This is a genomic window from Amycolatopsis thermophila (assembly GCF_030814215.1).
GTDB lineage: Bacteria > Actinomycetota > Actinomycetes > Mycobacteriales > Pseudonocardiaceae > Amycolatopsis_E > Amycolatopsis_E thermophila.
In genome coordinates this window covers 5,441,675-5,455,264 of the sequence record NZ_JAUSUT010000001.1, presented here as the reverse complement: position 1 = coordinate 5,455,264, position 13,590 = coordinate 5,441,675, and the positions used below count along the sequence as shown (strand labels likewise).

14 protein-coding genes are annotated in these 13,590 nt (G+C 75.0%); 2 read left to right on the top strand and 12 right to left on the bottom strand.

The window, feature by feature from the left end:
* Together FB470_RS26745 and FB470_RS26740 are read left to right on the top strand one after the other, a co-directional pair.
* Window positions 1–1,050, top strand: coding sequence for a C-terminal binding protein (locus FB470_RS26745; protein ID WP_306995995.1), 1,050 nt, complete (start codon window positions 1–3; stop codon window positions 1,048–1,050).
* Window positions 1,047–1,934, top strand: coding sequence for a universal stress protein (locus FB470_RS26740; RefSeq protein ID WP_306995993.1), 888 nt, complete (start codon window positions 1,047–1,049; stop codon window positions 1,932–1,934). The genes FB470_RS26745 and FB470_RS26740 overlap by 4 nt, the downstream gene beginning before the upstream one ends.
* Before the next feature lie 54 nt (window positions 1,935–1,988).
* On the opposite strand, the gene FB470_RS26735 is transcribed toward FB470_RS26740, so the two are convergent.
* From FB470_RS26735 to FB470_RS26680, 12 genes are read right to left on the bottom strand one after another with little or no spacing between them, the layout of a single operon-like run.
* Window positions 1,989–3,059 carry an NAD-dependent epimerase/dehydratase family protein gene (locus tag FB470_RS26735; protein WP_306995991.1) on the bottom strand — a complete coding sequence of 357 codons (1,071 nt, stop codon included), beginning with the start codon at window positions 3,057–3,059 and terminating at the stop codon, window positions 1,989–1,991.
* Complete coding sequence (locus tag FB470_RS26730; protein WP_306995989.1) at window positions 3,056–3,958, bottom strand: acyl-CoA thioesterase; 903 nt, start codon at window positions 3,956–3,958, stop codon at window positions 3,056–3,058. Before FB470_RS26730 ends, FB470_RS26735 begins: the two co-directional genes overlap by 4 nt.
* The gene (locus FB470_RS26725) at window positions 3,955–4,263 is read right to left on the bottom strand and encodes a MaoC family dehydratase (protein ID WP_306995987.1); all 309 of its coding nucleotides are present in this window, start codon (window positions 4,261–4,263) and stop codon (window positions 3,955–3,957) included. The genes FB470_RS26730 and FB470_RS26725 overlap by 4 nt, the downstream gene beginning before the upstream one ends.
* The gene (locus FB470_RS26720) at window positions 4,260–4,643 is read right to left on the bottom strand and encodes a hypothetical protein (protein ID WP_306995986.1); all 384 of its coding nucleotides are present in this window, start codon (window positions 4,641–4,643) and stop codon (window positions 4,260–4,262) included. Before FB470_RS26720 ends, FB470_RS26725 begins: the two co-directional genes overlap by 4 nt.
* Entirely contained in the window at window positions 4,640–5,392 is a 753-nt protein-coding gene (locus FB470_RS26715) for an enoyl-CoA hydratase (RefSeq protein WP_306995984.1), read from the bottom strand. The genes FB470_RS26720 and FB470_RS26715 overlap by 4 nt, the downstream gene beginning before the upstream one ends.
* On the bottom strand, window positions 5,389–7,500 hold the full coding sequence (locus tag FB470_RS26710) for an acyl-CoA dehydrogenase family protein (RefSeq protein ID WP_306995983.1): 2,112 nt from the start codon (window positions 7,498–7,500) through the stop codon (window positions 5,389–5,391). Before FB470_RS26710 ends, FB470_RS26715 begins: the two co-directional genes overlap by 4 nt.
* On the bottom strand, window positions 7,497–8,255 hold the full coding sequence (locus tag FB470_RS26705) for a hypothetical protein (RefSeq protein ID WP_306995981.1): 759 nt from the start codon (window positions 8,253–8,255) through the stop codon (window positions 7,497–7,499). The genes FB470_RS26710 and FB470_RS26705 overlap by 4 nt, the downstream gene beginning before the upstream one ends.
* The gene (locus FB470_RS26700; protein WP_306995979.1) at window positions 8,252–9,052 is read right to left on the bottom strand and encodes a CoA-transferase; all 801 of its coding nucleotides are present in this window, start codon (window positions 9,050–9,052) and stop codon (window positions 8,252–8,254) included. Before FB470_RS26700 ends, FB470_RS26705 begins: the two co-directional genes overlap by 4 nt.
* Window positions 9,049–9,855 (bottom strand): SDR family NAD(P)-dependent oxidoreductase, encoded by an 807-nt coding sequence (locus FB470_RS26695; protein ID WP_306995978.1) that lies wholly within the window; start codon window positions 9,853–9,855, stop codon window positions 9,049–9,051. The genes FB470_RS26700 and FB470_RS26695 overlap by 4 nt, the downstream gene beginning before the upstream one ends.
* Complete coding sequence (locus tag FB470_RS26690; protein ID WP_306995976.1) at window positions 9,852–10,922, bottom strand: CaiB/BaiF CoA transferase family protein; 1,071 nt, start codon at window positions 10,920–10,922, stop codon at window positions 9,852–9,854. The genes FB470_RS26695 and FB470_RS26690 overlap by 4 nt, the downstream gene beginning before the upstream one ends.
* Window positions 10,919–12,394, bottom strand: a complete 1,476-nt coding sequence (locus tag FB470_RS26685; RefSeq protein ID WP_306995975.1) for a 3-hydroxyacyl-CoA dehydrogenase — start codon at window positions 12,392–12,394, stop codon at window positions 10,919–10,921. Before FB470_RS26685 ends, FB470_RS26690 begins: the two co-directional genes overlap by 4 nt.
* On the bottom strand, window positions 12,391–13,569 hold the full coding sequence (locus tag FB470_RS26680) for a thiolase family protein (protein ID WP_306995974.1): 1,179 nt from the start codon (window positions 13,567–13,569) through the stop codon (window positions 12,391–12,393). The genes FB470_RS26685 and FB470_RS26680 overlap by 4 nt, the downstream gene beginning before the upstream one ends.
* Window positions 13,570–13,590 lie beyond the last annotated feature (21 nt).

The following is a 13,590-nucleotide window of genomic DNA, read 5'->3' as shown; positions in this document are numbered from 1 at the left end:
ATGACGACGCAGACGCAGCGGACCGTGGTCATCGCCGACCACGACTACGGTGACGTGGACATCGAGCGGGCGATCCTCGAGGACGCCGGCCTGCGGCTGGTCGCCGCCGACTGCCGGACCGAGGACGACGTCATCGAGGCCGCCCGGGACGCGGACGCGGTCATCGCCCAGTACGCCACCGTGGGTGCCAGGGCCATCGGCGCCTTCACCCGGTGCCAGGTCATCGCGCGGTACGGGACCGGGGTCGACATCGTCGACGTGGACGCCGCCACGCGGCGCGGCATCCTGGTGACCAACGTTCCCAGCGACTGGTGCGAGGACGAGGTGGCCGACCACGCGATGGCCCTGCTGCTGGCCGCTGCCCGGAAGGTCTGCGTCTACGACCGGGCGACCCGTGCCGGGACCTGGCGGTGGCAGTCCGGCGCGCCGATCCACCGGCTGCGGGGACGCACCCTCGGGCTGCTGGCGTTCGGCGCGATCGCGCAGGCGGTCGCGGCCAGGGCGCAGGCGTTCGGCATGCTCGTCATCGCCCACGATCCGTACCTGGCCGCGGAGGACGTGGCGGCGCACGGGGCCCAGCCGGCCTCGTTCGACGAGTTGCTCGAGCACTCGGACTACCTGGTGGTCCAGGCGCCGCTCACCGAGGACACCCACCACCTCATCGGCGAGCCCGAACTCCGGCGGATGAAGCCGACGTCGATCCTGGTGAACACGGCCCGCGGCCCCATCGTCGACGACGCGGCCCTGTACGCCGCGCTCGCGGAAGGCTGGATCGCCGCCGCCGGGCTGGACGACATCGAGGAGGAACCCGCCAAGCAACGGAACTGGGCACCGGTGAACCCACTGTTCACCTTGGACAACGTGATCATCACACCGCACGCGGCCTACTACTCCGACGAAGCGATCCACACGGTCCGCGACTTCGCCGCCCACGAGGTGGCGCGGGTGCTGACCGGGCGGCCGCCGCTGTCGCCGGTGAACGCGGCGCAACTCGCCGTCGTCCGCACGGGGCCGTCGCCGGTGGGAGCGGACGGAGGTGAGCGGGTATGACCGCGGGAACGCGCGGCATCGTGGTCGGCACGGATGGCTCGCCGGGCGCCGCGGAGGCGGTGCGGTGGGCGGCGGCCGTGGCGTCGCAGCGCAAGCTGGATCTCGTCATCGCGCACGGGCTGGAGGTGGTCGTGCGGCTCTACGGTCGCGGCGTCGCGACGCGGGAGGTGTTCGAGCTGGCGCAGCAGGCCGCGGAGGGCATCGTCGCCGAGGCCCGCCGGGTGGCGTTGTCGGTGGACAGCGAGCTCGAGGTCAGCACCGAAACCGTGCCCGAATCGGCCGCGGCCGTCCTGGTCGGCCTGTCGCGCACGGCGCGGATGGTGGTGCTGGGCGCCAGCGGCGTGGGCGCGCTCGGCGGGGTGGTCGTCGGCTCGGCGGTGCCGACGGTCGTCAGCCAGGCGCACTGCCCGGTGGCGGTCGTGCGGGAGCGGGACGGAACCGTCCCGGCGAAGGGGCCGGTCGTGGTGGGTGTGGACGGCAGCCCGAACAGCGAGCAGGCGGTCGGCCTCGCCTTCGAAGAGGCGTCGTTCCGCGGCGCTCCGCTGGTCGCGGTGCACGCCTGGAGCGACGTGACCTACGAATACGTCCACGGGACGGCCCAGTTCCTGCCGCCGTGGGACTACATCGAGCCGGAGCAGCAGCGGCTGCTGGCCCAGCGGCTGGCCGGACGGCAGGAGCGGCACCCGGACGTCGAGGTGCGTCGCCGCCTGGTGCGCAGCAACCCCCGCGACGCGCTGCTGGAGGAGTCCGAGCAGGCGCAGCTGGTGGTGGTCGGGAGCCGGGGCCGCGGCGGCTTCAAGGGCCTGCTGCTGGGGTCGACGAGCCAGGCGCTGGTCCGGCGTGCGCGGTGCCCGGTGCTGGTCGTCCGCCCGGAGCCGGCGTGACCGGTTCCCCCGCTCGCGGAGCGCGGACCGCACGGGTCCGCACCGTCAGCACGGTCAGCGCGGTGGCAGCACCTTCCGGTCCTGGAGCACGCGCAACCAGTGCCGGAACGACAGTTCGGTGTCGCAGGTGTCGGTGAACCCGGCCTGTTTGATCTTGACGGTGCTCACGAACGCCGGGGGTGGCGCGCCAGCCGCCCCGGCGGCGAAGTGGAAGTCGGCGTAGTGGTGCGATTCGCCGAGCAGGTCGGGCAGCCGGATGGGCCGCAGCCCGTGCCGCCGCACCACGTGGTCCCACGTCGCCTCGTGGGCGGGCAGGAACCCGGCCAGTGAGCGCGGCGTGTCCCCGGCCGCGTCCACGCCCAGCTCCTCGGCCAGCGCCGGCCACAGGTCGCGCCACTCGAACACCTCGCCGTTGGTCAGGTTGAAATGCTCGAACCGGGCGGCCGGGGCCGTCGCGGCCCACAGGGCCGCCCCGGCGACGAGCCGCGCGTCCACGGCTTCGCTGACGTAGGCCGCACCTCCGGGGAACCCGAACGGCAACCCCTCTTCCCGGCAGATCGCGGCGTAGGCGCCGATCACGGGAACGAGGTTCATCGCGACCCCGTGGTTCGGCCCCACCACCAGCTGGGGGCGCAGGACGGTCCAGCCGAAGCCGCGGGCCGGGGCCAGCGCGCGCAGGTGGTCCTCCTGGAGCCAGTAGAAGTTCTCGTGCTCGTCGCGCGGATGGCGTTCGCGGGCGGGAATGCGGATGGGGTGCCGGTGCACCCCGTAGGCCTTGGTGCCCTGCAGCAGGGTCACGTGCTCGACGGGCGCGCCGGCCAGCGCCGCCATCAGGGTCGCCAGCATGTCCCGGTTGGTCCGCATCTGATCGGCCTCGCGCCAGCCGCGGACCAGCCCGGGCTTCTCGAACACCGCCGCGTACACCACGTGCGTCACGCCCGCCAGCCGCGCCGGGTCGAGCGTCTCCGGCCTGCGGAGGTCGACGGGCAGGTGCGTGTACGACGCGTCGGTCTCCGGTGGCCGCCGCGACAGCGCGAGCACCCGCCAGCCCGCGGCGGCGAACTCGTCCACGCACGCCGTGCCGACCAGGCCGCTCGCGCCGGCCACGAGAACCGTCGGTGTCATGTCGCTCTCCTCAGTGTCCGGTCCGGTGCGCTGCGGGCCAGCCAGGTCCCGGCGCCGTGCGCGGGCCGCAGCGACCCCTCCTGCAGCACCGTCGCGACCAGCTCGCCGGAGTCGTCGAACATCCGGCCCGAGGCCAGTCCCCGCCCGCCGGCGAGCGCCTCGGCCCGCTGGTCGTAGCGCACCCAGCGGTCCATCCGGAACGGGCGGTGGAACCACATGGTGTGGTTCAGGCTCGCCCCGTCGGTGTCGCCGTCGGCCCAGACCTCGCCGAGCGGGAGCAGCGCGGTCTCCAGCAGGGTCATGTCCGAGGCGTAGACGGCGGTGCAGGCGTGGATCAGCGGATCGTCCGGCAGGGCACCGTCGGCGCGCAGCACCGCGGATTGGCCGTCGCGCGGGTGCTGCCGCAGCGTGTCGTCCAGGGGCGCGGGATCCAGGTAGCGGAAGTCGATCGGCCGCGGCCGGTCCCACAGCGGGCTGAGGCGATGACGCCGGCCCGCGAAGCGGTCCTCCCACCGGGGCGCGATGGGCTCGGGCGGCTCGCCGGCGGGCAACCGGACCGGGCCCGCTTCGGCGCGGTGGAACGAGGCGGTCGCCGTCAGCACCGGCACGCCGCCCTGGGCCGCCTCGACCCGGCGCAGGGCGAACGCGCGGCCGTCCTTGACCACGCCCACCTCCAGCCGCAGCGGCGCGCTCGCGCGCGGCGGCCGCACGAACTCCACGTGCAGGTGGTGCACCGCCTTGTCCGCGTCCACCGTCCGGCCCATCGCGGCCAGCGCCTGCGCGGCGACCTGGCCGCCGAAGATCCGCTCCAGCCCTTCCTCGCCGCCCGGGTCACCGAACACGCCCGGCGCCAGCGGGTCGAGGTCGAGCCGGTCGAGGAAGTGCCGGAGCGCGCTCACCGCACCTCCACCTCGACCGGCTCGCCGCCGTCGCACTCCAGACGCGCTCCGGTGCCGCGCACCTCGACCCGGACGGTCGAGCCCACCGGTACCGGCGCCCGGAACCGGACCGCGACCGCCTCGTGCGGCTCGCCCGCCTGCTGCAGCGCGTCGCACACCAGCGCGAACAGCAGCGAGCCGTGCGCGATGGGGCCGCCGAACCGGGTGGTCGCCGCGAACGCCGCGTCGACGTGGAGGGGGTTGTGGTCGTCCACGACCCCGGCCCACGCGGCGGTCACCCGCTCGTCGATCGCCAGTTCGGTCACGGTGCCCCCGCGGGCCAGTCGAGCACGAACCGCACGGCGGCCACGTCCACGCCGCCCCGCCGCACCTCGGTGGTGACCGTGACCCGCCGCCGCCCGGACCGCCCTTCGTCCACAGTGGACGCCACGCGGGCTTGCCAGGCACCGGCGCAGGGCAGGTCCGCGCGGGTGATCTGGGCGATCTCGCGCAGCACCCCGCCCGGTGGCATGACGCGGCCGCCGGTGTAGGCCAGCCGCGCGACGACCGACGCGAGACCGGCCGGCGGCGGCGCCCCGCTGTAGCCCGTCACCGCCCGGTAGCGCCGTTCGAGACCGGGCTCGGCCGGCACGTCGATCCACCGGCCCGCCGTGTCGAGGTCCGCGACCCGCAGCACCGCGGTCATGACTTGCGGAAGCGGGCGACGGCTTCCTGGATGGCGGGGCGGGTCGCGCTGGAGGCCTGGGACCAGGCCTCGACCTCCAGCGTGTCCTCGAAGCGCCCGTGGTGGGCCACGCCGACCGTCGCCTTGACGTCGCGCGCCAGCCCGGGGTCCAGTTCTGCCCAGCGTTTCGCCAGCTCGTGCGCGGCCGCGACGGGATCGTCCTCCAGGCGCAGCGCGAGCCCCTCCGCCACCGCCGCGGGCGCGTCCAGCGCGCCACCGTCGAGCAACAGGGCGAGCGCCTTCTGGCGGCCGAGGACGTCGACGAGGAACCAGGTGCAGCCGCCGCCCGGGTGCAGGCCGATCCGGGTGAAGGTGGCCGCGAACTTCGCGCGCGGTCCGGCGATCCGGACGTCGCAGGCCAGCGCGAGGTTCAGCCCGGCGCCCACTGCGGCGCCCTGCACGGCCGCGACGGTCGGGATCGGCAGGTCGCGCAGGCGCAGGAAGCTGGCGTACACGCGGCGCAGCCGGGTCCGGATGGCCGCGACGTCGTCGCGGGGATCGCCGAACAGGGCGGGCAGGTCGGCTCCGGCGCAGAACGCCGTGCCGGCGCCGGTGACCACGAGGGTGCGGGCTCCGGGGTCCGCGGCCACCCGGTCCACGGCGTCCGCGAGCTGGTCGCACATCGGCTCGTCGAGGCAGTTGCGCCGGTCCGGGTCGTCGAGGGTCAGGGTCCAGCGGCCCTCCTCGGCGGTCAGGTGGACCTTGCTCACGGTTCCTCCTCGATGTCGGCGGTGATCCAGTCCCAGATGCCGTCCGGGCCGAGTTCCAGCAACCGCGTGCCGAGCAGGTCCGCCCACGACCGCGGGCCGCCCAGTTCGTCGCGCCACGACCACAGCCGCCGGGTGGCCAGGTGCAGCGGGTGTTCCCGGGTCACCCCCATCGCGCCGTGCAGCTGGTGCGCGCCCCGCGCGACCTCGGTCGCCGCCTCGGCGGCGATCACCATCGCCGCCGCCACCCGCGGCAGGTCGATGCTCTCGCGCGAGGCGGCGACCGCGGTTTCGACCGCCGTGCGGGCGAGCGTGTGCTGCGAGGCCATCCGGGCGAGGGTCATGCCCACGGCCTGGAAGGACCGCAGCGGCCGCCCGAACTGGTGCCGGGTGGTGACGTGGGCGACCGTGTGCGCGACGGCGGTCTCCAGCGCCCCCGTGATGGCCGCGGCCCGCAACAGCCCGCCGAGGCCGAGCACGTCGCCGCGGCACGGCGTCCGCGCGGCGGCCGGCACGCCGTCGAACCGCACGGTGTCGCGGGGTTCGGCCGCGAGGTTGGCCCCCGGCTCGATGTCGATCCCCGGAGCGGCGGCCTCGACCGTGACCAGCTCCTCCCCCACCGCGATCACGAACCACCGGGCGGCCCGGGCCCAGGGCACGCGCACCGCCGTTCCGGAGAGGCGATCGCCTTCGAGCCGCAGTCCGGCGCCGGTCGCGATCACCGTGGCCGCGCCCTCCGGCAGTGCCTGCCCGGAGGCGGCGAGCAGCAGCCGCGCCCACCCGGTTTCGGCGAGCGGAGTGCTCACGGTGTTCCGGCCGCACGCCTCGACCAGTTCGGCCAGATCCGCCAGGTCGCCGCCCGAACCGCCGAGCTCCTCCGGCGTCCCGGCACCGGGCCAGCCCAGCCCCGTCAGCTCCGTCCACACCGGACCCGGTTCGGGGTCCGGGTCGCCGCCGTGCCCGGCCAGGACGTCGTCGGCCACCGCGCGCAGCCCGGAATCGTCGTGCTGCCGCGGCCCGGTCGCGCCACGGGCGATGATCACGCGGAGGACTTCGGTGGTACCGCCGCGGATGGTGAAGCCGGGCGCGGCCAGCACCCCTTCGGCGAGCAGCCCGGCGGCGCCGCTCGCGGCCGGATCCGGTTCGATCGCCAGCACCTCGCGCGCCAGCTCGTTGACATCGCCCTCGAAGGTGGTGCCGAGATCCTTCAGCATGGCGGCCTGGTGCACGGGAGCCTCGCCGGTGTCGAGGGCGAGCGCGACGCGCCAGGCGAGCCGCCGGAGCGTCGCCAGCCGGGCCAGTGCCGTGCCGATGGCCGCCGCGTGCCCAGCGGCTCCGGGCGCGGCCAGCACCGCTTCCAGCAGCGGGTAGGTGCTCAGTACCCGTTCCATCCCGCCGCGTTCGAAGGCCAGCTGCTCGGTGACCTGCCGCCAGCCGTCGCCGACCGTGCCGAGGACGTCCCCGGCGGGCACGAAGACGTCGTCGAAGGTGACCTCGTTGAAGTGGTGGTCGCCGCGCAGGTCGTGGATCGGGCGGACCTGGACCCCGTCGGCGGCCATGTCGACGATGAACTCGGTGAGTCCCTCGTGCTTGCCGCCGCCGGAGCCCGTCCGCGCGAGCACGTAGGCGTGGGTGGCCCGGTGCGCGTGGCTGGTCCAGATCTTGCGGCCGCGCACCCGCCAGCCTCCCTCGGCCGGTTCCGCGACCGTGCGCACCGACGCCAGGTCCGACCCCGACTCGGTCTCGCTCATGCCGAGGCAGAACGTCACCTCGCCGGCCGCGATCCGGGGCAGGTAGCGGCGCTGCAGGTCCGGCGAGCCGGTGCGGAGGATGGCCGGGCCGATCTGCCGGTCCCCCATCCAGTGCGCCGCGACCGGGGCGCCGGCGCGCAGCAGCTCCTCGGTGACCACCAGCCGCGCCAGGTTGGACCGGTCGCTGCCGCCGAGCCCGGCCGGCCAGGTCATGCCGATCCAGCCGTGCTCGGCGAGCGCCCGGCTGAAGCTCTCGTCGTGGCCCCGGAGCCAGGCGTCGCAGCGGGGGGTGAAGTCCCATTTCGCGATGAGGGTGCGCACCTCGGTGCGCAGCCCGGCCAGGTCGTCGGCGACGGTCATGCCACTCCTTCCAGTTCGGCGCGGGCACGCCGCGCCACCGCGTACCCGCGCCCGGCCGCCTCGGCCAGCAGCCCCGCCGCCGCGCGGCGTTCGGCCTCGCTGATCGGTGCCCTGGGCACGGGGGCGTCCACCCGGACGCCGAGCCCGCGCAGGTGGCCGGAGAACTCGTGCGCGCCCGGCACGTCCCGGGCCAGCTCCACCAGACGCGGCCGCGCACCCAGCCGGAGCACGCCCCAGCGGGTGTGCAGCCACACGATCGTCTCCGCGCCGGGCGCGGCCGTCACGTGCTCGACCTCCGCCTGGATGCGTCCGAGGTCCTCGCCACCGTGCAGCAGCACCAGCTCCCGCGCCCGGGCCGCGATGTCCGGCGCGCCACCGCCACCGGGCAGCCGCACCGCCGGCCGGTCGCGGTCGCCGACGAACGACGAGTTGACCCGGCCTGCGAGGTCCACATTGGACGCGTCGAGCACCACGCGGTCGAACCGGCGGGCCATCGCCAGCAGGACGTCGGCGGTGGACGCGATCCAGCCGATGCCGCCCGCGTAGGCCGGGTAGTCCGTCGTGCTGGTCGGTACCGAGGTCCCGGCCGTCCAGGTGCCCCCGCCCGCCTCGAAGACCTGCACGAACGGTTCACCCTCGAGCGAGTGCGCGAGCTGACCGGCGAGCACCGGCCAGTGGAACCCGGTGAACACCCAGCCGCCGCGCCGGAACTCGCGCGCCGAGCGGACCAGGAAGTCGAGGGTCGGGCTGGTCACGAGCGCACCTCCGCGAGCCATGCGGCGAAGCCCTCCGGCGAGCGGGACCGCCGCGCGTAGTCCTCGTAGGTCCCGACATCGCGGTCGTAGCGGCCGACCGCGCCGTCCGGGGCGAGAGCGCCGGGGTGGTGCACCACGGCGCAGGTGAGGACGCCGGGGATGGTCACCCCGGCTTCGCGCACCGCTTCCCCGGTGGCGATCTCCTCCGCCACCAGCACCACCGCGCCCGCCGCCTGCGCGGCGAGCACCACCTCGCCCAGCGGGCCGGCCACGTACCCGTTGCCGTCTTCGTCGGCGAGATCGACGTGCACGAAAGCCACATCGGGGCACAGCGCCCGCACGACCCGGGTGGACCCGAAAGCGCATTCCGCGGTCGCGAGCATGCCGCCGGTCCAGTCCTCGTCGGTGTAGCCGGTGCCGGGCAGGTCCGCCACCGGCATGAACGGCACGCCGTGGGCGCCGGCGAGCAGGGCCGCGCTGAACAGGCCGAGGGTGACCTCGTGCAGGTCGACGTCGAGCCGGCCGGATTCGGCGGCCCGCCGGAAGTTCCAGGCCGGCGCCGGGCCGACCGGGCTCCAGCAGTGCCCGAAGGTGGCCGAGCGCGGCACCTTCGCCCCGATCAGCTGGTCCAGCAGCAGTCCGCCGGACGCGACGAGCACGTCCACATCGGACACCCCCTGCCGGATCATCTCGTGCCCCACGCTGAACAGCTGGGCGCCGAAGTTGCCCAGGTACACCGATCTCCCGGGGCGGACGTGGGTGCGCACCGCCTCGGCGAGCCCGAGCACGGCGGTCACCGGTAGGCCTCCGGCAGCATGTGCAGGCCCGGGCCGAGGTGCGCGCCGCCGTCGATCTGCAGCAGCTGCCCGGTCATCAGCGCGCCCGCCGGGCTGGCCAGGAACGCCACCAGCTCGGCGACGTCCTCGGGCGGGGTGGGGGTCCGCATCGGCGTGGCCCGGTCGACCAGGTTCCCGAGCACGTGCTCGCTGGCCTCGTCGCTGAGCGCGTGCGTGAGCACGGTGCCCGGCCCCAGGCAGTTGAGCCGGATGCCCTCGGCCGCCCACTCCAGGGCGAGCGTCCGGGTCAGGCCCAGCACGCCGGCCCTGGCCGCGATCGAGTGCGCCATGCCCATGCCCCCGCGCTCGACGCCGGACAGCGAGATGTTGACCACGGCTCCGCGGCTTGCGGCGAGGAACGGGTGCGCCGCCTTGGTGATGTGGAAGACGCTGGTCAGGTTGAGGTCGAGCACCGATCGCCAGCCGCCCGGCGAGATGTCGTCCGCCCGGGCGAAGAACTGGCCGCCCGCGTTGTTCACCAGCAGCCCGAGGCCGTGCCGCCGGCCGGTGTCGGCGACGACCGCGGACACCGCGTCCAGGTCGCGGACGTCGCAGACGTGGTAGTCGTAGGCCCCGCTGTCGACCAGCTCGCCGGTGGCGGCGAGGGTGTCCTCGTGGCGGCCGATGCCGGTGACGTGCGCGCCCAGCTCGGCGAGCCGGACGGTCACGGCGCGCCCGATCCCGCTGCCCGCGCCCGTGACCAGGGCGGACAGCCCGTCCAGCGTGCCGGGCGCGAGCACCCGGGTTCCTTTCGTCGCGGTCATCGTGCGGTCTCCTTCGTGGTGGACGCCTCCGGGGCGGGGCGGCGGGCGATCCGCGCGCCGGAGAACAGCACCGGGTTGCGCGGTACGGCGGCGCCGTCCGGTCGCCTGCCGACCACGGCGGGGAACTCGGCCAGCGCCGCGACGGGGTCGCGGACCCCGCCGGCGGGGATGCCCAGCTCGGCCATCCGGGCGCACACCTCGTCGACGGTCAGCCGGGCCGTCCAGGCCTCGACCGCCCCGTCGAACTCCTCGCGCGCGGCCAGCCGGTGCGACGCCGTGGCCGCCGCGCCGCCGACGAGCGGGCGGAGCCGCTCCCAGTGCTTGTCCAGCCCGGCGTAGACGTAGCAGTGGCCGTCCCGGCAGCGGTACACATTGGACGGACAGGTGGCAGCGTCCCGGTTGCCCTGGCCCGGGGTGAACGTCCCGTCCTCGGCGGCGACGAGCGACGCCGGGGAAGCGAGGGCGGTCATCGCGACGTCGATCATCGGCACGTCGATCACCAGCGCGTCGGCCCGGCCGGGGTCGAGCAGGCCCATCGCCGTCGCCATCGCCGCGTGGTGCCCGGCGAAGACGTCGACCGGATAGCCCGCCGAGATGCGGGGCCTGCCGTCCTCGTCGGCGTTCAGCGCGGCGAACCCGCTGACCGCCTGGGCGATCGAGTCGAAGCACGTCCGCGGGTCGTCCGCGCCGTACCCGCTGACCAGCGTGACCACGAGCCGGGGGAACCGCGCGTGCAGCGTGGCGCTGTCCAGCCCGAGGCGTTGCCGGGTGCGCAGCGCGAAGTTCATGATCACCGCGTCCGCGCCGGCGAGCAGTTCGTGCAGCCGCTCCTGGTCGGCTTCGTCGCGCAGGTCGAGCGTCACCGACGACTTCCCGGTGTTGAAGGCCCGGAAGTAGGCGCTGCCGAACCGGGTCGCGAGCAGCGCGCGGGACGGGTCGCCGGACGGCGGCTCCACCTTCACCACCTCGGCGCCGTAGTCGGCGAGCAGCTGCCCGCACACCGAGCCGGCGATGTACTGGCTCAGGTCGACCACGCGGCGGCCGCGCAGCGGCGCGGGCGGGGTCACCGGGCCGCCCCCGCGGCCTGGCGCCGCAGCAGCTGCGCCGGCCGGTAGCGCGGGTCGCCGAACAGGTCCGTCATCGACCGCAAGGAGGCGAGCACCTTCGCCGCCCCGGCCGCCGCCAGCAGGTCGAACGGCCCCCGCGGGTGGTTCATGCCCAGGGTGAGCGCGACGTCGACGTCCTCGCGGCTCGCGGTGCCCTCCTCGACGACGGTGCAGGCCTCGTTGATCACGCAGTGCGCGAGCCGGTCGACGACGAGCCCGGGCAGCGCGAGCACCTCCACCGACGCCGCGCCCAGCACGTCGAGCGCCGTCCCGACGAACGCGGGCGGCCGGATCCCGGCCAGTTCGTCGTGGACCACTTCGGCGAACAGCTGCTCCCCCGGCGACCGGTGCAGCCGGATCCAGCCCGCGCCCGCGGGCAGCACGTCGAGCCAGTTCCCGTCGGAGCTGTCCACCACGACCGGGCCGGGCGCACCGGCGACCGCCGCGACGTCGTCCGCGGTCGGCGGGCGGTGGCAGGAGTAGAGCGTGATCGTCTCGCCGCCGGTGGTCTCCGGGAGTTTGCCGGCGTCCGGGCCGGCGGCGACCACGCGCACGTCCGCGGCCTCGCCGGGGGTTCGGACCAGGCGGGCGATGGCCTGGCGGGGTTTCTCGGCGGCGTAGTCGTAGAACCCGCGGCCCGCGGCGCGGCCGGTCATGCCGGCCCGCACCAGCGACCGGGCCAGCGGGATCGGCCGGTAGCGGGGATCGCCGAACTCGCGCAGCGCGGTCTCCGACGAGCCGAGGTGGGTGTGCAGGCCGGTGAAGTCCAGCAGGGTCAACGGTCCCATCGGGTGCCCGAGCGCGCCGGACACCGCCGCGTCCACCGCACCCGGTTCCACACCCTGGGTGACCAGCAGCTGGGCCTCGTAGTAGAGCGGGCGGCAGATCCGGTTGACGATGAAGTTCGGCGAGTCCCGGCAGACCACCGGCGTCTTGCCCAGCTCCGTCACCAGCGCCCGCGCCCGCGCCACGACCGCGTCGCCGGTGCCGCCGCCGGCGACCACCTCGACGAGGCGCATCTTGGTGGGCGGGTTGAAGAAGTGCATGCCGACCACCCGCGCCGGATCCCCGAACGCGTGCCCCATCTCGCCGATGCTCAGCGACGACGTGTTGGACGCGACCACGAGATCCGGCCCGGCCAGTTTCGCGACCTGCTCCAGCAGATCGCGCTTGACGTCCATGTTCTCCAGCACCGCGTCGACGAACAGGTCGGTGTCGGCCACCGCCGTCAGGTCGGCCGCGCGCACCCCGTCCGCCGTCTCGCCGTCGGAGGTGGCCTCGGCGCGGATCTTCGCCAGCCCGGCCTCGGTCAGCTCGGCCGAGACGTCGGTGACCCGGACGTCGGCACCGGCGCGGGCGAAGACCCGCGCGATGCCGCGGCCCATCGGGCCGAGGCCCGCGACCAGGACGCGGAGGCCGGCGACCTCGCTCACGCGGCCACCCCCTCGACCACGGCGGCGATGCCCATCCCGCCGCCGGCGCACAGGCTCGCCACTCCGCGCCGCGCTCCCCGGCGCTCCAGTTCGGACAGCAGCGACACCACGATGCGCAGGCCGCTCTGCCCGGTCGGGTGCCCGAGCGCGATCCCGCCGCCGTTGACGTTCACCCGCTCCTCGTCGAGCTTCAGCTCCCGTACGTTCTGCACGATCTGCGCACCGAACGCCTCGTTGATCTCGAACAGGTCGATGTCCGCGAGGGACAGCCCGGCCTTGTCCAGCGCGGCCGGGATGGCCGCCGTGGGGCCGATGCCCATCATCGTCGGGTCGACCCCGACCGCCGCGAAGGAGGAGATCCGGGCCCGCGGGACCAGGCCGTGGCGCTCGACGGCCTCGGCGGAGGCGACGATCATGCCCGCGGCGCCGTCGGCCATCTGGCTGGAGTTGCCCGCGGTCACCGTGCCGTCCTGCTCGAACGACGGGCGCAGCCGCGACACCCGCTCCAGGCTGGTGTCGCGGCGGAACGTCTCGTCCATCTCCAGCGAGCCGTGTTCGGTGTCCACGGCGACGACCTGACCGGCGAACCGGCCCTCGTCCCAGGCCCGCGCCACGCGCTGGTGGCTGCGCACCGACCACTCGTCCTGCGCCGCGCGGTCGATGCCGAACACGCGCGAGACCTTTTCCGCCGTCTGGCCCATGTTCATCCCGCAGATCGGGTCGGTGCCGCCGTCGCGCCAGCCGTCGGCGAGCGTCACGTCACCGCGGCGCGTGCCCTCCCAGCGCAGCGAATACGGTGCGATGAAGGGCATGGTGCTCATGCTCTCCACCGCGACCGCCAGCACCACGTCCGCGGCGCCGGTCAGGATCGCCTGGCTCGCCAGCTGCAGGGTCTTCAGGCCCGACGCGCACGCCATGTTCAGCGTCTGCGCCGGCACCCGCTCGGGCAGCCCGGACTTCAGGGCGATCTGGCGGCCGGGGTTGGGGCCGTTGCCCGCTTGGCGGCAGTTGGACACGATCGCCTCGTCCACCGCGTCGGCGGGCACGCCGGCGCGCTCCAGCGCCGCCCGTCCCGCGATGCCGCCGAGTTCCACGGTGCGCACGTCGCGCAGCGCTCCGCCGTAGCGTCCGTTCGGGGTGCGCACCCCGCCGACCAGGAAGACTTCCTTGCTCATCTGCCGCCTCTTTCCGTTGCC

What these genes read in the sequence shown, in the direction of transcription:
- FB470_RS26720 (WP_306995986.1), bottom strand. Translation starts at nt 4,643, where the DNA reads ATGACCGCGGTGCTGCGGGTCGCGGACCTCGACACGGCGGGCCGGTGG.
- FB470_RS26740 (WP_306995993.1), top strand. Translation starts at nt 1,047, where the DNA reads ATGACCGCGGGAACGCGCGGCATCGTGGTCGGCACGGATGGCTCGCCG.
- FB470_RS26710 (WP_306995983.1), bottom strand. Translation starts at nt 7,500, where the DNA reads ATGACCGTCGCCGACGACCTGGCCGGGCTGCGCACCGAGGTGCGCACC.
- FB470_RS26695 (WP_306995978.1), bottom strand. Translation starts at nt 9,855, where the DNA reads ATGACCGCGACGAAAGGAACCCGGGTGCTCGCGCCCGGCACGCTGGAC.
- FB470_RS26680 (WP_306995974.1), bottom strand. Translation starts at nt 13,569, where the DNA reads ATGAGCAAGGAAGTCTTCCTGGTCGGCGGGGTGCGCACCCCGAACGGA.
- FB470_RS26745 (WP_306995995.1), top strand. Translation starts at nt 1, where the DNA reads ATGACGACGCAGACGCAGCGGACCGTGGTCATCGCCGACCACGACTAC.
- FB470_RS26735 (WP_306995991.1), bottom strand. Translation starts at nt 3,059, where the DNA reads ATGACACCGACGGTTCTCGTGGCCGGCGCGAGCGGCCTGGTCGGCACG.